At 44.8% G+C, this 23217-nt stretch carries 12 protein-coding genes; all 12 read left to right on the top strand.

From position 1 onward, the window contains the following. Positions 1–23: 23 nt before the first annotated feature. The 12 genes from lsrF (at position 24) to VYM24_RS23150 (ending at position 23178) form a co-directional block, all read left to right on the top strand. Positions 24–899 carry a 3-hydroxy-5-phosphonooxypentane-2,4-dione thiolase gene (gene lsrF, locus VYM24_RS23205; RefSeq protein ID WP_217714691.1) on the top strand — a complete coding sequence of 292 codons (876 nt, stop codon included), beginning with the start codon at positions 24–26 and terminating at the stop codon, positions 897–899. A gap of 20 nt (positions 900–919) precedes the next feature. Then, entirely contained in the window at positions 920–1816 is an 897-nt protein-coding gene (locus VYM24_RS23200; RefSeq protein WP_483073347.1) for a beta-propeller domain-containing protein, read from the top strand. A gap of 25 nt (positions 1817–1841) precedes the next feature. Beyond that, entirely contained in the window at positions 1842–5834 is a 3993-nt protein-coding gene (locus VYM24_RS23195; RefSeq protein WP_330941022.1) for an SUMF1/EgtB/PvdO family nonheme iron enzyme, read from the top strand. A 103-nt stretch (positions 5835–5937) separates the two neighbouring features. Next, on the top strand, positions 5938–6681 hold the full coding sequence (locus tag VYM24_RS23190; RefSeq protein ID WP_330941021.1) for a phospho-2-dehydro-3-deoxyheptonate aldolase: 744 nt from the start codon (positions 5938–5940) through the stop codon (positions 6679–6681). A 58-nt stretch (positions 6682–6739) separates the two neighbouring features. Then, positions 6740–9142: a c-type cytochrome biogenesis protein CcsB gene (ccsB, locus tag VYM24_RS23185; RefSeq protein WP_299089752.1), complete on the top strand. Its 2403-nt coding sequence runs from the start codon at positions 6740–6742 to the stop codon at positions 9140–9142. A gap of 256 nt (positions 9143–9398) precedes the next feature. Continuing rightward, on the top strand, positions 9399–10538 hold the full coding sequence (locus VYM24_RS23180; protein WP_299089755.1) for a glycoside hydrolase family 88/105 protein: 1140 nt from the start codon (positions 9399–9401) through the stop codon (positions 10536–10538). A gap of 25 nt (positions 10539–10563) precedes the next feature. After that, a complete protein-coding gene (locus VYM24_RS23175; protein WP_330941020.1) occupies positions 10564–14670 on the top strand; it encodes a two-component regulator propeller domain-containing protein in 4107 nt (1368 codons plus the stop codon). Between the two features lie 149 nt (positions 14671–14819). Next, complete coding sequence (locus tag VYM24_RS23170) at positions 14820–16043, top strand: glycoside hydrolase family protein (RefSeq protein ID WP_291549440.1); 1224 nt, start codon at positions 14820–14822, stop codon at positions 16041–16043. Positions 16044–16062: 19 nt separating this feature from the next. Continuing rightward, a complete protein-coding gene (locus VYM24_RS23165) occupies positions 16063–18504 on the top strand; it encodes a glycoside hydrolase family 2 protein (RefSeq protein WP_330941019.1) in 2442 nt (813 codons plus the stop codon). 4 nt (positions 18505–18508) lie between these two features. Beyond that, complete coding sequence (locus tag VYM24_RS23160) at positions 18509–19675, top strand: alginate lyase family protein (RefSeq protein ID WP_291549443.1); 1167 nt, start codon at positions 18509–18511, stop codon at positions 19673–19675. A 17-nt stretch (positions 19676–19692) separates the two neighbouring features. Continuing rightward, entirely contained in the window at positions 19693–21000 is a 1308-nt protein-coding gene (locus VYM24_RS23155; RefSeq protein WP_330941018.1) for a glycoside hydrolase family 88/105 protein, read from the top strand. Positions 21001–21006: 6 nt separating this feature from the next. After that, the gene (locus tag VYM24_RS23150) at positions 21007–23178 is read left to right on the top strand and encodes a polysaccharide lyase 8 family protein (RefSeq protein ID WP_291549445.1); all 2172 of its coding nucleotides are present in this window, start codon (positions 21007–21009) and stop codon (positions 23176–23178) included. Positions 23179–23217 lie beyond the last annotated feature (39 nt).

The raw sequence follows: 23217 nt of genomic DNA, 5'->3' as shown, positions 1-23217 counted from the left end.
AATAACTAATGAAAAGATAAGAAATGGCTGATTTAGATGATTTAAGAGAAGGCTGCAATTTTGGTTTGGGGGTAGCTTCTACTAATAATAGTTTTCATGTAAAGGGAGCGGAACATCTTCCGTGGGGTATGAAGGATCGTTTATCGCGTATCTTCAATCCGAAGACGGGTAGAACCGTGATGCTGGCGTTTGACCATGGTTTCATTATGGGACCGACGTCCGGTTTGGAGCGTATCGATTTGAACATTGTTCCGTTGATAGAATATGCGGACTGCCTGATGTGTACACGCGGCATTCTTCGTACGGTGATACCGCCCAGTACCAATAAACCTATTTGTCTTCGTTCGGATGCCGGCACTTCTATTCTTACAGAACTGAATGACAACGTCTTGATTGACATTGAAGATGCAATACGTATGAATGTATCGGCTATGGCAGTTATGCTGTCTATCGGAGATGCGGCCCACGAAGCAAAAACGGTTGCCAACTTGTACAAGGCAGTAGATAAAGGTACCCGTTACGGAATACCGGTGATGGGAGTGACGGCCGTTGGTAAAGATATGGCACGTGATGCCCGTTATTTCGGTTTAGCTTCCCGTATCGCTGCCGAGAATGGAGCGAATATCGTGAAGACCTATTATTGTGATGGTTTTGAAAAGGTAGTGGCAGCATGTCCTGTTCCTGTGGTGATTGCAGGTGGAAAGAAACTTCCTGAACTGGAAGCGTTGGAGTTGTGCTATAAGGCAATCAGCGAGGGGGCTTCCGGTGTGGATATGGGACGTAATGTGTTCCAGTCGGAAGCGCCTGCCGCTATGATACAGGCCGTTCATGCAGTGGTACACGAAAACCTGAAACCGGAACAGGCATTCGAACTGTTCAATGAACTGAAGAATAAGTAACACTGATTACAAAAAGAATGATGAGGGTTTATATAATTATTTGGATCATTCTTTCCATGGGATTTCGGGCGGCAGCACAAGATAAACTCTTGGTTGCCGGTTCCGGAAATCCGAATATTCTGCTGCTGGATAAACAGACGGGGAAAGTGGAATGGCAGCATGCCTTGGAGAAAGGGGAAGAATGTAATGCGGTTGCTTTGACCCGGAAGGGAGAAATCTTGTATTCGTATAAGCGGGGAGCAAAACTCGTGACATGGGACCATAAGGTGGTCTGGGATTATAAAACACCGGACAAGACGGAATTACAATCAGCTACCTTGTTGCGGAACGGTGGTGTGTTATTGGGAATATGTGGTGTTCCTGCCCAATTCATAGAATTGGATAAGAAAGGTAAAGAAGTAAATAAAGTAACATTGAATCTGGAAGTAGAAAGACCCCACAGTCAGTTCAGACAAGTATTCCAACTCCGGAACAGTAATTATCTGATACCGGTAATGGCAAAACAGAAAGTGCTGGAAGTAAGCCGTAAAGGGAAGATCATCGCTGAATATCAGATTGAGGGCAAGGCATTCTCGTCTCTTGAACTTCCTGATGGAAATCTGCTGTTGCCTTGTGGAGACAATCATTGTTACATCGTGATCGACCGCAAGACAGGAGAAGAGATGAAACGGGTAAATGCACTGGATATTGAAGGAGTTGCTTTATTGTTTGTAGGGCAAATCCTGCAATTGAAGAATGGGAATCTATTGATTTGTAACTGGTATGGACATACGAAAGATGCCACGGTGGATGAACCGCAATTGATAGAGATAGATAAAAACGGTAAAGTGGTGTGGAGATTGCATGATAAGAAGAATGTCGGTAAGATATCCGCTGCCTGCTATATAGACAATTTCCGCTTACCGAACTTAAAATAGGAGATTAACTTTAGAACAAAGTATTATGAATAAGAAATTATTAGTAATGTCTGTATGCATTGCCCTGTCGCTTCCCACTATGGCACAGCGAAGGGCGAGTGCGAAGGTGAAAGCGCCTGCTACGTGGGCGGAAAGCATTGCTGCGGCTAAGAATCGGGCCCATGCGGAAATGCAAAAGACCTGTTTGCCGGTTGCATCGAAGGTAATTAAGGCAAAAGAGGCAGCAGTGCCTTTCTCGGCGGATATAACCGGACTGGATGAAATGGTGCTTTATACCTGGGGTACGGTAGATGGTACAGGAGATGACCAGGCTGTATGGGCAAATGCTAAATTAGTAGCGGCAGACGGTTCCTCCGTTTGGCTGAACGACTTGAGAAGTACTTTCAAGAAAACAGGTAGCGGCAGTCTGCGTTTTAATGAGAATGCCAAGGGACAGGATGTAGTCATGAAAGGCAAAACCTACAAACGCACGATCATGGCAAATGCCAATGCGCAAATCGTGGTTCCTCTGGATAAGAAATATACCCGCTTTGAGGCGGAGATCGGATTGGAAAACCGCTCTTCTGCGGGTACGGTGATTTTCCGTCTCCAAGGGATTACCGGTGCCGGAGCTGCTTCGGATATCGTTGCCAAATATCCGACTGAGGCTACTTTGTTCCTGCCATTCGGTGGAAGCGATATGAAAGCGTTGGTTACGACCTATGATGCCGGTATCGAAAAGCATATAGCAACGGAAGTTATTAATTTGCTGAATGATAAATCCTATTTCACTGCCCAAGTTGCACAGATTGCATCTAAACCGATCTTGGACGATCAAGTTATCGGCTATTTGAATCTGGCACAGGAAGCTATGAAAGTATATCACTTGCAGGAGTCTCTGAGTTGGCTGAATATGCGTGCTATTGAAGAGGCTTATAATGACATGATAAAAGATGCCGGTTATGATAAGAATACGAACCAGGCCAAGCTTGCCGAACTGAAGTTACTGACCGGAAAAGGTTTCTCCGGTATTTATAAAAATGAGGCTTCTGCCTTGGAAGCTGCCAACAAAGCTTTGCAATTGAAGCGTGATATCTTGCTGGCAAATACAGTGCTGGATATGGATAAGATCATTGTCGGTCGTTATAAGATAGGTACTTCTGCCCGTCAGGTGAATCCGCGTGCCCTGGGTACTCAGAATAACAACTGGTCCAACCAGACTTCCGCTTCACGCGGTGGATTTAATGCTGAGATTGCGGAGTTATCCAACTTGCGTGGAGATGTTAAGACCCGTACTATCTTTAAACCTACCAACGGTTCTTCTGTGCCTGATTTGAAATTACATTGGGATGCTGACCGTTTGATGTTCTCTATGGTAGATACCGACCGCCGCTGGCAAGTATTTGAAGTGAAATTGGATGGTACCGGTTTGAAGAAACTCATAGAGACTCCGGAAAAGGATTTGGAATTCTTTGATGCTACTTATTTGCCTTCCGGTAAGCTTATCGCTGTATCCAATATCGGCTATAATGGTGTACCTTGCGTGAATGGTAATGACGAAGTAGGTAATATGTGCCTGTACGATCCGAAAGATGGTTCTTTGCGTCGTCTGACCTTTGACCAGGATGCCAACTGGGCGCCAACGGTTATGAATAATGGCCGTATCATGTACACACGTTGGGAATATACGGATTTGACTCACTATTTTTCCCGCTTCGTAATGCACATGAATCCGGACGGAACGGAACAGAAGTCTTTGTATGGTAGTGGTTCTTACTTCCCGAACAGTACGTTCGATGCCAAACCGCTGCCCGGTAGTTCGTCACAGTTTATCGGTGTGATTTCCGGTCACCATGGTGTGACACGTTCCGGCCGTTTGATGTTGTTTGATCCTTCAAGGAGCCGTAAGTCAGAGAAAGGTATGTTACAGGAATTGCCATTCCGCGATCGTAAGATAGAACCGATTGTAAAAGACCGGTTGGTGGATGGCGTTTGGCCTCAGTTTATCAAGCCTTATCCATTGACGGATAAATATTTCCTGGTTACTGCTAAGTTGAATGAAAGCGCCCTGTGGGGAGTCTATCTGATCGACATATACGATAACCTCACGCTGATTGCCGAATTTGAAGGTGAAGGCCTTATTTGTCCGACTCCGGTAGTGCAACGTCCGGTACCTCCGGTGATTCCTGAAAAGATTAATCCGGCCAGTAAGGAGGCTACCGTATTCATTCAGGATATATACGAGGGTGAAGGTCTGGAAGGTGTGCCTCGTGGTACAGTAAAAGCATTCCGTGTGCTTGCTTATGAATATGCTTATAACAAAACTCCGTCCGACCATTGGGCGCAGGGTGTTCAGAGTGGTTGGGATATCAAGCGCTTGTTGGGGACCGTTCCTGTAGAAGAAGACGGTTCTGCGATATTTAAGATTCCTGCCAATACGCCTATTTCATTGCAGCCGTTGGATTCGGAAGGACGTGCCATTCAGTGGATGCGTAGCTGGCTGACCGGTATGCCGGGAGAAACAGTTTCTTGTGTAGGTTGCCATGAAGACCAGAACCAATTGCCTATACCGAAACGTGTGAAAGCTTCGGCTATGGCGCCTCATGAGATTACGAAGCCGGAAGGTGGAGTACGTTCTTTCACTTTCGATCTGGAAGTACAGCCTGTGCTGGATCGTGCTTGTATCGCCTGCCACGATGGTTCCAATAAACTGGCTGACTTTACAGGTGGAAAGATAGATAAGTTCTCCGGCTTCGGAGTCAGTTATCTGAATCTGCATCCTTATGTGTACCGTCAAGGTCCCGAAGCGGAGATTGAAGTGCTCGATCCGTATGAGTATCATGCTTCTGTGAGTCCGTTGATCAAAATATTGAAGACGGGGCATCATGGGGTGGAACTGACCGACAAGGAATGGCAAACTCTGTACAACTGGATTGACTTCAATGCTCCTTATCATGGCAAGTTCAAAGCCAATGAATTTAAGGGAGTGGAACAAATCAGCCGCCGTACGGAATTGACGGAGAAATATGCTCGCTCCGGTGTAGACTGGCAGGCTGAGATCCGTTCGTATGCCAAATACCTGGAAGGACAAGAGAAACCGGTTCCAGTGAAACCGGAAAAGAAGGAGTATAAAGACAAGGATGTAAAAGTCAAAGGCTGGCCGTTTGATAAAACTGCTGCCCAGGCTATGCTTGCCAAAGAAGGAGAAACGAAGATGAGTATTGAATTGGCTCCGGGAGTAAAGATGAATTTTGTCCGCATTCCTGCCGGTTCATTTGTGATGGGGAGCAACAGAGGTCATTCCGATTATTCTCCTGCTCATAAACAGGTTGTGAAGAAAGGATTCTGGATGGGTGAGATTGAAGTCAGCAATGAACAGTTCCGTACAATCTTCCCGGAACATGACAGCCGCTTCATCCGTCAGTTGTGGAAAGATCATGTACACGAGGGCTATCCTGCCAATAACCCTGAACAGCCTGCCATCCGTGTGAGCTGGGAAGAAGCAATGGCATTCTGTAAGAAACTGAGTGAAAAGACTGGTAAGACCGTCACTCTGCCTACCGAGGTTCAGTGGGAGTGGGCTTGCCGTGCAGGTAGCGACGGTGAGTTCTGGTATGGTTCTTTAAACACAGACTTTGGTAAGTTTGAGAATTTGGCCGACAAGCATCTGAATCAGATGGCGGTAAGAGGAGTGAATCCGATGCCGATGCGGGAGACTGACCCTTGGTATAAGTATTACACTTATCAACCCAAGGAGAATGGTGTGGATGACGGCAATATGCTGATGGTGAAAGGCGGTGAGTACCAGGCTAACGCGTGGGGACTCTATGATATGCAGGGTAATGTTGCCGAATGGACATCCTCTGATTATCTGCCTTATCCTTACAATGAAAAGACGCAAGGTACGGGTGCGGAAAAAGTGGTTAGAGGCGGATCATGGAATGATCATCCGAAAGCGGCCACCACATACTACCGCAGATCGTATCTGCCTTGGCAGAAAGTATATAATGTAGGCTTCCGTGTGATTATCGAAGAGTGAGAAAGCTACGAGCTACATGAGCTACGAGCTACAAGTACCTTTCGGGTATTACTCGTAGCTCGTCACTCGTAGCTTGTAGCTCGTTACTCGTAACTATTATAATATGAAAACTATAGGTTTAGTGGCCGGTCCGTGTAGTGCGGAAAGTCGTACACAGATGTTGGAAACAGCAAGAGGACTGAAAGAGATAGGCGTTGGCACTTTACGTGCCGGCTTGTGGAAGCCCCGTTCGCGCTGTGGAACATTTGAGGGAGTTGGCGAAGAAGGACTGGACTGGATGCGAGAGATACAGCAGGAACTGGGACTTCGGGTTATGACTGAGGTGGCACTTCCCTGCCACGTGGAAGCTGTACGGAAAGCCGGTCTGGATATGATCTGGATTGGTGCGCGTACTACGGTTAACCCTTTTATGATGCACGAACTGGCGGAAGCCCTGCGCGGGTGCGATATGCCGGTATGGGTGAAGAATCCTGTATGTCCCGACGTAGACTTATGGATTGGTGCGGTAGAACGCCTTCAACAGGCCGGACTGAAAGACATCCGTATCATTCATCGTGGCTTTTGCACGGTAGATAGTTCTCCTTACCGCAATGCTCCCCTTTGGGAGTTGGCGGAGCGTTTTCATACTCATTTTCCTGAATTGCCTTTCTACTGTGATCCGAGTCATATCGGAGGAAAACGTGAATTATTGGCGGCTATTTGCGGGAAAGCCATATCTTTGTACGCCGACGGTCTGTTTATCGAGTCGCATTGTTGTCCGCAGAAAGCTCTTTCTGATGCTGCCCAGCAACTGACGCCACCGGCACTGGCAGAATTGTTGGCTACGTTGAAGGTTTCAATAGAATGACAATGTTTCAATAGAATGACAGATAGATCATAAAACAATTGAAAGGATATATCCGCACATGAAAAAAGTAAGCTCCTCCTTGAAAGCGATGTTCACCTCGTGGAAGATAACATTGATATTGCTGGTGCATTATGTGATCCTGCTGGCTGCCGCAACTTTTGTCGAGAAGGCGCAAGGGACGGCGATGGCAAGGGAAATAATCTATAATAATCCGCTTTTCTATCTTCTGCAATTTCTTTTGATTCTCAATTTCTGCGCTACTGCCTGGCAAGCACGTCTGTGGAGCCAGCGTAAATATGGAGTCTTACTGTTGCATATCTCCTTTATTGTAATCTTGTTGGGAGCATTGGTGACCAATATGTTCGGCTTTGAGGGCATTGTGCATATCAGGGAAGGAGAAACCGTGTCCCATATGCGTACGACGGAAGACCAACGCCCGTTGCCCTTTTCCATCCGCCTGGATGACTTTAAGTTAGTTCGTTATCCCGGTTCTCACAGCCCTTCTTCTTTTGAGAGTTTCCTTACCATTCATACGGAAGAGGGAGAACGGAGAGAACACATCTACATGAATAAGGTGATTTACGAGCAGGGATACCGGCTCTACCAGTCTTCCTATGATGCCGATGAACAGGGCACCATCTTGACCGTCAATAATGATACGGCAGGAACAGGTATTACGTATGCCGGATATCTGCTTCTTCTTGCTGGTATGTTGCTGACTCTGGCAGATAAAAAGTCCCGTTTCCGCCAACTGGCAAAGCAATTGAAACGGGTGACTCCTCTTCTGCTATTGGCTTTTCTTCCCACCCTTTCCTTTGCGCAAAAGGCTGAAGCGGAGCACCTGCTGAAGAACACCATCCCTGCGGAACAGGCCGAACAATGGGGACGAATGCAGATACAATGTCCTACAGGCCGTATTGAACCTGTAGATACGTATACGGACAAACTCTTGCGCAAGATCTACCGCAGCGATACTTTCGAAGGACTTAGCTCCGAACAGGTCATTATCGGTTTTCTTATGAATCCGTCTTACTGGGGAAATATTCCTTTTATCCGCCAGACTAATAAAGAATTGCCGCAAGCCTACGCTCTGCCCGAAGGCAAGTATATCCGTTTCTTTGATGTATTCAGTGAAGATGGCAGCTATCTGATTTCCGATGCCGTAGACAAGGCATATTCCCGTCCGGCAGCCGAACGTTCGCGGCTTGAAAAGGACCTGTTGAAGCTGGACGAAAAGATTAATATCCTGTATTCCCTGCAACAAGGAAAGATGTTTGCACTGTTCCCGTTGCCGGGAGATACGAGTGGCAAATGGTATTCTCCGGGAGATGATCTGAGTGTGTATTCCGGGAAAGACTCTCTGTTCGTATCGAAAATCATGCCGTGGTATTTGGGAGAAGCTTTTGATGCCTTGCGTACCGGTACATGGGAGAGAGCGGGAGAGGTGCTTTCCATGATGAACGTGTATCAACAGAAGCAGAGCGCCACACCTTTGCTGACGGAGAAGCAAGTGTCGTGGGAATTGTTTTATAATAAAGCACGTTTGTTCTTCTGGTCGGCTATGGGGTATATAGCGGTCGGACTGTTATTGTTGATATTTGCGGTAGGGCAGTTGCTGAAGCCCGGACGCCGTCTGCTGAAAACCATTATCATTCCCTTGGTGACGTTGGTTGTGCTGATCTTCCTGTTGCATACTTCCGGAATCGGTATCCGTTGGTACATATCCGGGCGTGCTCCCTGGGCCAATGCTTATGAATCCATGATATATGTTGCCTGGGCTACAGCGTTGGCGGGACTTTTGTTTATCAAGCGTTCCTCCATGACGTTGGCTTTGGCGGCTTTCTTCGCAGGTATCATCCTGTTTGTTGCCAACCTGAACTTCATGGACCCCGAAATCACTCCCTTGGTTCCGGTGTTGAAGTCGTATTGGCTGATGATACATGTGGCTGTAATTACGGCAAGTTATGGCTTCTTCGGTATCAGTTTTCTGCTCGGTCTGCTTACCCTTGCATTCATGAGTGCCGGCAATCCGTCGAAAGTAGCCTTGTTGCAGCCCCATATCCGTGAACTTCGCATCATCAATGAAATGTCCCTGCATATAGGGCTTTATCTGCTGACGGCCGGTATCTTCCTCGGTGCTGTTTGGGCAAATGAGTCGTGGGGACGTTATTGGGGCTGGGATCCTAAAGAGACTTGGGCATTGATTACGATGGTAGTTTATGCTTTTATCCTGCATGCACGCTTTCTTCCCACTCTCCGCTCGGATTATGCATTCAGCGTCATGTCCGTACTGGGACTTGCTTCGGTACTGATGACTTACTTCGGTGTGAACTACTACCTGTCCGGTCTTCATTCGTATGGCGGAGGTGATACACCGCCGGGACTGACTGCCGTATTCATTGCGTACGCCTGCGCTTTTGCGTTGATGATTTATGCAGGGTATAGTCAGCGTAGGCAGTAAATTTCTTATTCTTTCTCACCGCTTTGAGAAAAAACTCTCGCTACGGTGAGTATTTGATCTCAATAAAGAGAGAATTTGATGATTGCGGCGAATCAGTTTGCTAATCTCTAATTCTATCACTGAACTATCCTGTCTGAGAGGCCTATATACACTATTTTGAGCTAATAGTTCAAGCTTTTGGAACGATCCTTCAAACCCTTCAGACCCAAATTCCCTAATTTTGCCATAGTTATTAATCTGTTAACAATGCTATGGAATGAAGACGCACAAGATCTTACTTATCCTATTTGCCGCCTTTACAGGCTGGTGTGGAACAATGAACGCCCAGGATGCCGATTTGAAGAAACGTATGAAAGATGCCGATCCGAAAGGGATAGGTACGCGTATAGTCAATAAGTTCCTGGTCACCCCTCATACCCGCTTTGGAAATCCGCGGGCGGAAAAAGCTCCCAATTATGTGACTTATCCTGATGCCTGTACCTGGTTGGGCGCCTTATGGTTCAGCAAAGCCGTGAAGAATAAAGATATGCAACTGCGGCTGAAGGAACGCTTTGAACCCTTGTTTACTACAGAAAAGAAGATGCTCCCCCGCATGGTGCACGTAGACTATAACGTGGTGGGTGCTGTTCCCCTCGAAATCTATATGCAGAAGTTGGGCGACCGGAAATACTTCGATCTCGGAATGAAGTATGCCGATACCCAATGGGAAGTTCCTGCCGATGCCAAGCCGGAGGAGAAAGCGTATGCCGAACAGGGCTATTCCTGGCAAACGCGTGTATGGATTGACGACATGTTTATGATAACCACCATACAGTCGCAAGCCTATCTGGCCACAGGCGACCGGAAGTATATAGACCGCGCCGCTGCTGAAATGGCAATGTATCTGGAGAAGATACAACGACCGAATGGTCTTTTCTATCACGCCCCCACAGCCCCTTTCTTCTGGGCACGTGGCAATGGCTGGATGGCTGCCGGAATGTCCCGTCTGCTTTCCGTACTTCCGAAGGATAATCCGAACCGCCCGGTTATTATGGAAGCCTATAAAAAGATGATGGCTACCTTACTCGAAAATCAGGACCCCGATGGCATGTGGCACCAGTTGATCGATGAACCCGCTTCGTACAAAGAGACTTCCGGCACGGCAATGTTCACCTATGCCATGCTGGTGGGTGTAAAACACGGTTGGCTCGATAAGAAAACCTATGCTCCTGCCGCCACAAAAGGATGGCTGGCATTGGTTTCTTATATCAATGATGAAGACGAGGTAACAAACGTATGCGAGGGAACCAATATCAAGAATGACAAGAACCATTACATGAACCGCAAGCAAATTACCGGTGACCTGCACGCTCACGCTCCATTGTTATGGTGCGCTACGGAGTTGTTGACGAAATAAAGCCTATCACATTTCTTTTTGACCTATGAGAAAACATATTCTTTTGCTGATAACCTTGTTGGCGACCCTGAAAGTAGCCGCGCAGAATAATGAGAACTTCTATTTCTCGAACCTGAACCTGAAAGATGGTTTGTCTCAGATATCTGTGCTTAAAATATTCCAGGATACCAAAGGTTTCATCTGGTTTGGTACGCGCAACGGATTGAATCGTTACGATGGCAGTGAGTTTGTGATCTATAAACATGATCCGAAAGACTCTCTGACTCTGAGTGATAATCATATCTGGAGTTTAGCCGAAGATAACGACCGCAATTTGTGGATTGGTACGGCACGCGGATTGAATAAACTCGACCTGAAAACCAACCGTATCAAGCCGTTTGTTGACGAACGATACGGCGCTTTTGCCAAAAGTGAAGTGCGCTGCCTGACGGTAGACTCCCGTAATCGCCTTTGGATAGGAACTACCAAGGGGCTGTACCTGTATGTGCCTGCAATGGATGTATTTCAGCGTATAGACCTGAACGGGAAGATCAAAGATGAATTTATCTCTGTAGTCTACGAAACGAAGCAGCATCAGATTCTGATAGGTACTTCTACGAAAGGCCTGTTTGTCTGCGATATGAACATGAAAGTGCAACGGCAGCTGACCACCCGGACGCCGGGGCTTCATCTGCTTGGCAATAGCATCTCTACTATCTATGAAGATTCAAACGGAACGTTATGGGTAGGAAGCGGACTGAGCGGATTGTATCGCATAAACTTTGAGAAAGAGGAAATGGTGACCTATCATAAGGGTAACAGTATTTTAACGAGCAATAGCGTCAGAGCCATATCAGAGTTGCGCGGAATGTTGCTTATCGGTACGTTCGACGGGCTATATACCATCGACCTCTCCACCAATTCTTTCTGGAAACATACGGATGCTTCCCTTGAAAAGGGGAATCTGAGTCACTTTTCCATTTATTCATTGTTTGTAGACAGGAGTCAGACAGTATGGGTGGGGACGTATGCCGGTGGAGTGAGTTTCTCCAGCCGCTTTAACAACCGCTTTGATTTCCATGATCCAGCTACGGTGTTTGATGCGTTATTTGGGATATACGGTTGTATGGTTTCTACTCCCGGCGGTTCTTTATATATGGCAACGGAGGGTAGAGGGCTGCTCGACTATAATCTGGAAAACAGGCAGTATGCGTATTATCCGATAGATAAGGCTTCACGGTTGCAGTACAGCCAGAATATTATAAAAGGGCTTCTGCTGGAAGATGATATCCTTTGGTGCGGAACGAACAAGGGATCTATCTATCAATTCAATACCCGTACTAAGAAATATACGTTCTATTATCAGCTGCCGGGGGAAATGTCCATTTACTCCATGCTTCGTGATAAGGATAACAGTCTGTGGATTATAACTTCCGATTCGCGTATGGGAGTGATGCGCTTGTCGGATAAAAAGGAACTTCAGAAACACTTTCCTATTAATGGTGGAAAGGACAGTTGCCTGTTTGCCAGTTCGCGCTGCATACTGAAGTTGCGTGATGGGGTAATGCTGATTGGCAGTCGTAATGATGGTCTGATAAAGTACGATGTAAATAGGGAAGAGGTGGTTTACTATGATACGGATGAGAAAGAGCCTCATCGGTTGCTTAGTAATTACGTGACGGGTATTGTGCGTGATAGTTCCGGCCGTATCTGGATTGGTACGTTCGGCGGCGGTATCGCTTTGTACGATGAAGAGAAAGGAATTGTAAAGACCGTAACAAAGGAACAGGGATTGATAGAGAATGATATCTGCTCCATTGTGGAGGATAACGACAATAACCTATGGATCAGCGCGAACAATGGTATTTCGAAATACAATCTGAAGACAGAGGAGTTTACTAATTACAATTCTCTGAATGGAATCGGAGTCTATGAATTTACTCCCCATAGTGGTTTGTTACTGCCCAATGGTGAAATCTGCTTTAGCGGTAACAACGGCTTTGTGACCTTTAACCCGCAGGAGCTGCAATTAAACTCTTTTGTACCGCCATTAGTATTCACAAAATTGGTAGTGAATAACCAGGTGATTGAACCGGAAGACGAAACCAGGATATTGGACACTGTACTGGATGGCATGGAAGAAATAGAGCTGAGGTATAATCAGAATAATATCTCTATCGGTTACTGCGCGCTGAACTTTGTTTTTGCCCGGCAGAATCAGTATGCCACTTTCCTGAAAGGCTACGATAAAGATTGGAATTATATTGGCAATCGTCGGGAAGCCTACTATACGAACTTAAGTCCGGGAACCTATGTGTTTGAAGTGAAGGCTTCTAATAATGATGGAGTCTGGAGTCAACAGACACGTAAGATACGTATCATTGTGCATCCACCCTTGTGGAAAACCTGGTATGCCTACCTGTTTTATGCCATTGCTTTTGTCTTTATAATGACACTCATCATGTATTATATATCGAAGAAGCAAAAGCTGGAGCGTGAATTGCAATTCAAACAGAAAGAGAAACTGCAACTGGAAGAGTTCCATCAGGCGAAAATACGTATGTTTACCAATTTCTCCCATGAACTCCGCACTCCGCTTACACTGATTATTGCACCTTTACAGGATCTGGTGTCTATGCCGGAATTCTCTTCCAGTGTGAAGAATAAGCTGAGCCTGATATTCAGTAATGCCCAACGCCTGTTGCTGCTCGTGAATCAGTTGATGGATCTGCGCAAGAACCAGGAGGGTAAATTGAAATTGCATATTGCTAAAACGGATATGAACCTGTTCTTGCAAGAGATTTACTACGCTTTCAACCATCTTGCAGCAAAGAAATCCATAGAATTTACTTTTGAGAAGAGTGAGGAGCGAATGTCGGCATGGTTTGATAAGTCTATCGTGGAAAAGGTGGTCTTTAATCTTTTGTCCAATGCGATGAAGTTTACTCCGAATAATGGTAAAGTTGTGTTTTCATTGTCCCGGTGTACCTTTGCCGAACTTCCGTCGGAACAGCAGGCGGAATTGAATAAGATGCCTGCCGATACCAAGTTTGCCTGTCTCTCGGTTATAGATTCCGGGAAGGGTATTACGGAGGAAGATATGAAGAATATATTTGCACCTTTTTATCAGGGTGAAGATGACAATAAAGAGAATGTGGGTACGGGTATAGGTCTGAGTCTGACACGCTCAATCGTACTTCTGCATAAAGGCGCTATTTCCGTATCCCATAATCAGCCTACAGGTACGATCTTCAAGGTTTATATTCCGATCAGCAATTCTGTCTACGACAAGGAGCAGTTGGTGGAGGATGATGAAGAGCAGGTAGTGGAGGACGTTATCCCGTCAGCCAAGGAAATGCATTTTGAGATAGAGAAGAAGTGGACTGTACTTCTGGCGGAAGATAATGATGAAGTAAGAGCTTACGTCAAAGAATGTCTGGATCCTTATTTCTATGTGCTGGATGTAAACAATGGTAAGGATGCACTGGCACTGAGTCTGGAGAAATATCCGGATTTGATACTGAGTGATATCATGATGCCACAGATGGACGGATTGGAACTGTGCTCACGTGTGAAGCAGGATTTACAGCTTGGGCATATTCCGGTAGTACTGATGACGGCCAAGTCCATGGTGGTTCATATCAAGGAAGGCTTTTCGGTGGGCGCTGATGACTATATTGTGAAGCCTTTTAGTATGGATGTGTTGATTTGCCGTATCAACAGTTTGCTGGAATCCCGTGAGAAACTGAAGAAACTATATGGAAAGAAGTTCTCTCCGGAAGCGATGGGTATCGAGATTGTTTCGGGGGATGATCGGTTTACGCAGAGCTTCTTTGAGATTATAGAGAAGAATATCTCTAATCCGGAGCTTGGGGTGGACTTGTTGAGCCAAGAGTTAGGTCTGAGTCGTGCCAACCTGTACCGGAAACTGAAAGCTGTAACGGAACTTTCTCCAACAGAGTTGATACGTAATAAACGTTTGGAGATAGCTGCCAAACTCTTGCTGGAATCCAGTTATACGGTGTCTGAAATATCGGTCTACACGGGCTTCAATAGCCATGCTTATTTCACCAATTGCTTCAAGTCATTTTATGGCTATTCACCTTCAGAGTGGGTACAAAGGCATAATGATAAGGGAGAAACTCCCAAATAGCTTATGTTTTACATATCGTTTGGAATAGAATCTCAAATGAATAAGACAATATTGAAAGTTGCGCTAAGATAAATCGCCTATCTTAGCGCAATCTTTTTATGGAGAATTTAATCTTTAAATCAATATCAACATTAGTAAGAATAATTATTATGAAATTTAAAACAGGATTAGTATCGTTATTGGTCGTATGTGGAGCATGCAGCCAAGCGACAAAAGAAACGGATGTCGTAAAAGACAGTTTTGATTTTGCCGGACAGCAGTTGAAGTATGCATTTACGCAAATAGATTCTGCTAAAGCAAGCATGCCGGAGGAACAACTGAAAAGGAAGCCGGTTTCTCCCCGCACGATAGAAGATAACGGTGCCTTGCGCCTGGTAGCATCAAGAGACTGGACCAGTGGTTTCTTTCCCGGTGAATTGTGGTATATGTATGAGTATACACAAGATGATTTCTGGAAGAAGCAGGCACAGGCGTTTACTGCTAATATAGAAGACCAGAAAACGAATGGTGGAACGCATGACATGGGATTCAAAATGTACTGTAGCTTTGGTAATGGTTATCGCCTGACCAATGATGCGAACTACAAAGATATTCTGCTGGAATCTGCAGCCACATTGATTACCCGCTATAAGCCTACAATTGGTTGTATCCGTTCTTGGGATCACAGTCGGGACAAGTGGCAATGTCCGGTTATTATTGATAATATGATGAACCTTGAATTGCTGTATTGGGCATTTAAGGAAACCGGCGACTCCGTGTATTATAACATTGCGAATACACATGCCCGCACTACAATGAAAAATCATTTCCGCGATAATTATAGCTCTTATCATGTAATCGATTATGATACAATCACCGGCGACGTACTTCATAAGCATACGCACCAGGGATACAATCACGAATCTGCCTGGTCAAGAGGTCAGGCATGGGGTTTGTATGGCTATACCATGTGTTATCGTGAAACGAAACTTCCGGAATTCTTGTCGCAGGCTGAGAATATAGCCAATTACATCTTTACCAATCCTACCATGCCGGAAGATAAGGTTGCATATTGGGACTTTGATGCTCCGGGTATTCCGAACGAACCGAGAGATGCTTCTGCTGCCGCAGTGATGGCTTGTGCCATGTACGAATTGTCCATGTACAATCTGGAGAAAGCAGCGTTATACAAGAAATGGGCGGATACGATTGTTGAGAGTTTAAGCAAGAACTATCGTGCGCAATTGGATGGTGATCGTGGATTTTTACTCTTGCACAGCACAGGTGCGCACAACTTTGAGAGAGATGTGCCTTTGGTTTATGCAGACTATTACTTCCTGGAAGCTTTGCTTAAGAAAGCTAAATTAGAGAAAGAAGGTACGGCTATTCTGTAAATGTGGAGAATCAATAGGTATGAGACGTATAATTGCATTGTTAGTGATGAGTTGCTTTGTTGCAGGTACCTTTGCGAAGGTACCTGTGATGGGCAATAAGATCCGGTTAACGGATAACTGGGAGTTTCTCCGTCAGGATGTGGGCAATATCTGGGAACTGGTACGCCCTGTAAAGAAAGGCCAGCCGGAAGAGCAACCTATATGGACAAAAGTTACGTTGCCCCATTGCTTTAATGCGGAGGATGCTGTCGATCCGGATTTGAATTACTATCAGGGGCCGGGGTGGTATAAAACACGCCTGAAGCTGGATAATCCATATCCTAACGGACGGGTGGTATTGGAATTCGAAGGAGCGGGACAGAAGACGGAGGTATATGTTTATATGACCAAAGTGGGGAGTCATGTCGGTGGATATGATAGTTGGAATGTAGATATAACAGATGCCGTGCGAACTTTTCTGGCAAGCAAAGAAGCTGAACGTTTTGGAGGTGAAATTCCATTGAGTATTCGTTGTGATAATACCCGGGATGCTGAAATGATACCTTCGGATTTATCGGACTTCAATTTGTATGGCGGCATTTACCGTTATCTGAATCTGGTGTATCTTCCGGAAGTCTCCGTGGCGTCTCTCCGGATAGAACCGGCATTGGACGCTAAATTGAAAAAGGGGATGTTAAAGGTATCCGGTACATTCTATAATCCTGCGGATGTGCGTGAAGCACTGGTGGAAGTTACTGTGAAGAATGCTAAAGGTGAAGTGGTATCTACCCGTACGCTGGATAAAATAACTCCGTTGGGAGATTTGGATATGTTGGGTATTCAGATTGATAAACCACAACTTTGGGATGTAGATCATCCGGTATTATATACTTGCGAGGTTACTGTAACTGCCAATGGACAGAAAATGACAGCGAGTGAACGTTTCGGTTTCCGTTCTTTTGAGTTTATAGATAAGGGGCCTTTCATGCTGAATGGAAAGCGCCTCTTGTTGCGGGGAACACACCGGCACGAGGATCATGCAGGAGTAGCTGCTGCCATGACCGAGGAGCAGATGATACAAGAAATGAAAATGATGAAAGAGATGGGGGTGAATTTCATCCGTCTGGGACATTATCAGCAATCTGAAATCATTTTGAATCTTTGTGATGAACTGGGTATTCTGGTTTGGGAAGAAATTCCCTGGTGCCGTGGTGGTGTGGGCAATGAAACTTATCGCGGACAAGCGAAACGTATGTTGACGAATATGATAACCCAGCACTATAACCACCCTTCAGTGATAATCTGGGGATTGGGTAATGAGAATGACTGGCCGAATGACTTTCCTGAATTTGAACAACGCGAGATACGGAGCCTGATGAGTGAGTTGAATGCACTGGCACATCATCTTGATGCCGAACGCAAGACGGCAATTCGCCGTTGTGCATTCTGTAGCGATATTGTAGATGTATATTCTCCTTCTATCTGGGCCGGTTGGTATCGTGGGGTTTATACAGATTATCAGCAGATGTCCAAAGAAGAAATGGAGAAGGTGAAACATTTTCTGCATGTAGAGTGGGGTGGTGATAGCCATGCCGGACGTCATGCGGAGGCTACTGCTCCTATACGAAAAGAAGGTGAAAGTGATGGCGATGCAGCTCTGAACGGTTCGGCTCTGGTGTTGAAGAAAGGAGACTGGTCGGAAAGTTATATCGTTAAGTTGATAGATTGGCATTTGAAGGAACAGGAGAATATGCCTTGGCTGACCGGTGCTGCTTATTGGCCGTTTAAGGACTTTTCCACACCGGTGCGTCCGGATAATCCGGTACCATATATGAATCAGAAAGGAGTGGTGGAACGTGACTTTACGAAAAAGGAAAGCTATTACGTATTCCAATCCTATTGGACAGAAAAGCCTATGGTGCATATCTATGGGCATGGTTGGCCTGTGAGATGGGGAGATGCCGATGAAGAAAAAGAGGTTTTGGTTTACTCTAACTGTCCATCGGTGGAACTGTTTGTGAACGGACAAAGCCAGGGGATACGCAAGCGTAATAGTCAGGATTTTCCCGCAGCGGGTTTGCGCTGGAATGTGAAGCTTGCTAAGGGGCAGAATACATTGCGTGCAGTGGCTGCTGGAAAAGAAGTTCTTGCTGATGAATTGAGCTTTGAATATCAGACCGAGAAGTGGGGGAAAGAACATGCATTCCGGGTAACTTCTACTTCTAAAGAAGACGGAATTGTTGAAGTTGAAGCCCAGCTGGTAGATAGTAATGGTATCAGGTGTCTTGATTCCAGAGTTTTTGTTTCTTTCGATATTGCCGGTGACGGAGAACTGATACAGAATCAGGGCACGGCAATCGGTTCCCGCAAGGTACAGGCACGTAACGGGCGGGCACAAATCCAGGTTCGTACGCAAGGCGGTACTTCCTGTGTAGCTGTAAAAGCTGATAAAGTCCAAACATCATTTATAACGGTGCAGTAAGATTATGAAAAAGGTAGGTATGTTATTTTTAGGGATCTGTTCTTTTCTGGCTATTTCGTGTACATCGGATAAAGACGGTAAAGATTTTGTGAAGTGCGTTTTAAAGCAGGGTATACTGGAACGTGCCGCTATGAATATAAAGGAGGAGCCGGTAACGGTTACCGCCTTTATAGCGGAACGAAGTGCAGGGGATATACATGATTTTTATTCGGAGGGTGATTATTGGTGGCCGGATACTTTGAACCCTGACGGACCTTATGTGCGTCGGGATGGTGAGACCAATCCGGATAATTTTGTAGCGCATCGTCATGCTATGATACGTTTTAGTTCAATCGTAGGTAATCTGACCTCTGCTTATTTATTGACTCAGGATAAAGAATATGTAGATGCGATACTGGCGCATGTGCGTGCCTGGTTTGTGAATGAGTCTACGAAAATGAATCCTAACTTGCAGTATGCGCAAGCTATTAAGGGAATTGCTACAGGACGTGGTATTGGCATCATTGATACGGTGCATCTTATGGAAGTAGCCCAATCGTTATGGCAGTTAGAAAAGCTTGGAGTATTGTCTAAGGATGATATAAAGTCTACTAAACAGTGGTTTGCTGATTATTTGAAATGGATGTTCACACATCAGTATGGCATAGACGAGATGAATGCTAAGAATAATCATGGTACCTGTTGGGTGATGCAGGCTGCTGTATTTGCCCGTTATGCCGGTGATAAGGATATGATGGATTTTTGTAAGCAGCGTTATAAAGAAGTACTTTTACCTAAGCAGATGGCAGAAGACGGAAGTTTTCCGTTAGAGACAGCGCGTACAAAACCTTATGGTTATTCTTTATTTAATCTGGATGCCATGGCAACAATATGCCAGACGCTTTCGGATAAGAATGATAATTTATGGATTTATACGGCAGAGGGAGGTAAGAATATGGAGAAAGGTATTAATTTTATCTATCCTTATGTCATTGATAAAGAAAGATGGAATTATACGAAAGATGTAATGTATTGGGATGAATGGCCGGTAGCACATCCTTTCCTGATATTCGGTGCGTTACAGATTCATAATAAAAACTGGCAGTCAGCATGGGAGAAGTTAGAGCATTTCCCTGTAACCGATGAAGTGGTGCGTAATCTGCCTGTACGTAATCCGTTGATTTGGATTTAATCATTAATAATGATGTTATGATAATAACACGGAAAATAATAGTAGGAGTTTGTATCGTATGTGTAGCCGGTACGAGTCTTTCTTCCATGGCTCAAAACCGGGTAGTTACTCAATATACAGCCGGTACGGTAGTGGAAGGTGAGGTTACTATGCTGGTTACTCAGGAGACTACTACCCGCTATCGGCGAACTACTTCTCAGGGAGTGCCGGAAGCTAAACTGGGATATACCCCCGGAGTTACTCCGGAATATTTGGCTATACCTTTGTCGGAAACTGTCATGGCGAGATATCCGGATTATCGGATGGCTTACTGGAAAGACTATACATATGTGCAGGGATATATGTTTGAGGCTATAGACCGTTTGGGACAATTGACAGGCGATAGCAGGTATCTGAAATATATAAAGAAATATATGGATCATTTCGTCGATGAAACGGGTAATTACAAAGGAGGTGGATTGACGAATCTCGATAATTTCATGACTGGTTCGGCCTTTTGTACATTATACGGGCGTACGGGTGATGAGAAATACAAGAAAGCTGCCTTGCAAATATTGAAAGCTGTGGATCAATATCCCAGCTCCGATGGACAGTTTTGGCACGGAAACCGAAGTCCTAATATGTGGATAGATGGTGTTTTTATGATGCAGATGTTCCTTATACGTTGTGCACAATATGTGGGGGAAGCCGATTATTGCTATGATGTGGCATGCAGGAATATTATTGCTGCTGCCCGTCATTTGCAACGTCCGGATGGACTTATCCTTCATGCATGGACTACAGAGCCTGAAAAGGCTGTGTGGGCGGATAAAACTACCGGACTGTCACCGGAGGTATGGAGTGAAGGCATGGGGTGGTACACTTTAGTGGTACCTGAACTATTGGCTTTACTACCCAAAACACATCCGGATTATCAGCAGGTTCTTGATGTTTATCTGAAAATGTGTAAAGGGCTGAAAGAAGTGCAAGATAAGAAGACAGGCGGTTGGTTTATGGTTGTGGATAAGGGAGATAATCCTTTAAATTTTGTAGATCCATCCGGAACTGCTATGTTTGTATACTCTATTCAGCGTGGTGTAGAGTTAGGGCTCTTAAAAGCAAAGGAATATACTCCGGTTGCATATAGGGGATATCAAAGTCTCTTTCCTTTTATACAAGTGAATAACAGAGGCTTACTGGATGTGATAGGAGCATGTGATGGAGTTGTGATTAAAAAGAATTTTGTAGAATATGTTACTGTTCCCAAAATATTGAATGCCAAAGAGGCTGTTGCCGGTATATTGTGGGCGGCTGTTATAATGGAAACAGAACAATTGAAAAAATAAACAGGAATGAAAGTTTTGCGTAAACTGATTATAATTAGTCTATTACTTGTATCTGTTACTGTACAGGCAAGTGGTGTGGATGAGTTGGTGTGTATCAAGCAAAATTATGCCCGAATGTTGGTTCCTTCCGGTAAAGATCCGTTTGGCTTATTGTCCATCCTTTCGTCTATTCAACCGGAAACAGAGATTTCGGATCAGGTTGTGGTAGAGTTACATCAGCGATATCCTTTTGATTTAAAGAAAATAGAAACTTATCTGTCTTCTTTCACGGAAGCCGGAACATGGCCGGATATTAATTACGATGACAAAAAGCGTTCCGGTTGGGAGCCTAAAATTCATGCGGAACGTATTCTGGAGCTGGTAAAACTCTATAATTCTGATCAGACTTCCTACTATCATTCTTCGGAGGTGGAAGCGGCTATTCATAAAGCTTTGAATTATTGGTTTACTGCTAAACCGGTATGTTTGAACTGGTGGTATAATCAAATAGGTGTTCCTAAAACACTAGGTACGGCTTTTATCTTGTTTGAAGATCAGTTGACCCCTGTGGAGAAACAGAACGCTATTACTGTAATGGAAAATGCTAAGTTTGGAATGACCGGACAGAATAAGGTATGGCTTGCCGGAAATGTGATGATGCGTGCATTATTGCAGAATGATTATGAGTTGGTAAAGATGGCGCGTGATACCATTGCATCTGAAATAGTCAAGGGTGGGGCAGAAGGTATAAAAGACGATTGGTGCTTTCACCAGCATGGCGCTCAGCAGCAGTTTGGTAATTATGGGCTTTCGTTCGTATCTGGAATGAGTTTCTTCTCTGGACTATTTTCAGGGACGTCGTTAGCATTTGATGATAAACAGTTGAGTATTCTGAGTACACTGATTGATAAGGGATATCGTTGGGTTATCTGGAAAGGAATGATGGATGTGAATGCTTTGGGACGTCAACTGTTTCATCATGCTCCCGTACATAAAGCACTGAGTCTTGCATTTGCAGCCTCGGAGTTAGGTGGAGGTGAATCAGATGAGTGCGTGGCTGTGGCAACAGCTTTGCTTCGTGATAATTATCCTGCACCTGCAGTGAATGTGCTTACAGGACATAAGCATTTCTGGCAGTCGGATTATACAATTCATCGCCGTCCTTCCTGGATGGCGTCTATAAAAATGGCTTCTGACCGTATTATCGGTACGGAAATGATGAATGGTGATAATATGAAAGGGTATTATATGGCAGATGGAGCTACTTATATTTATAAAGATGGTAAGGAGTATCTGGATATTTTTCCTCTTTGGGACTGGCGGAAATTACCGGGAGTTACAGCTTTCGAAGATAATGCGCCTATGCCTCTGATTAAAAGTTATCAGCCTCGTAATAAAGGAACTTTTGTAGGAGCTGTTTCGGATGGAAAACAAGGAATGACTGTTATGGAGTTAGATCGTTCCGGAGTGAAGGCTCATAAGGCATGGGTTTGTACGGATGACTTTATTCTTTGTTTGGGAGCTGGCATACAAGCAGATAGTAATCTTGTTGTTACCACTTCTATAGAGCAATGTCATAAAAATGGGGAACTGCTTTCTTGGGAAAATGCACGATGGAATGTTGTGAATACAAAGCAATCTGCTAAGGGAAAGGAACAGCGCTATTTTCATGATCATACAGGATATATTGTATGGGGCAATACTCATGAAGTTGTAGCTGAAACAGCAAAACGTACGGGATCATGGTATGATGTGATGCAAATGTATCACCCGGAAGAAACACATGGAGAGGTGACCGCCATCTATTTGACGCATGGCGTTGCACCTAAGCAAGGCGCATATCAATATTTGATATTGCCCGAAATGGACAAAGAAAATGTGGCTGCTTTTAATTTATCGGATATACGGATACTCCGTAATGATGCTACTGTTCAGGCTGTCTATAGTGAAGTAAATACTACTTGTTGGGTGGCCGCTTATCAGCCGGTACAATTAACTGTAAGTACGGATTTGATATTGAATATTCAAACTCCCGGAATCTATATGATACGGAAAAATGAATCCGGTCGGTACATAATAAGCTATGCCGATCCGACTCAACAGAGAAACGTTGCAGAACTTGAGTTGAATCATAAAAAGGTACGTATTTCTCTTCCAGAAGGAAAAGAGAAGGGGAAAACAACTTTCATAGTGGGTTAATTTGTTAAAAAACGCATTTTGAACCATTTCTCCAAACGA

Origin of the sequence: Bacteroides sp. MSB163 (genome assembly GCF_036416795.1) — a bacterium.
In the GTDB taxonomy this organism is placed as follows: Bacteria; Bacteroidota; Bacteroidia; order Bacteroidales; family Bacteroidaceae; genus Bacteroides; species Bacteroides maternus.
The sequence above is the reverse complement of the archived record's forward strand: the minus strand, read 5'-3'. Positions and strand labels throughout refer to the sequence as shown.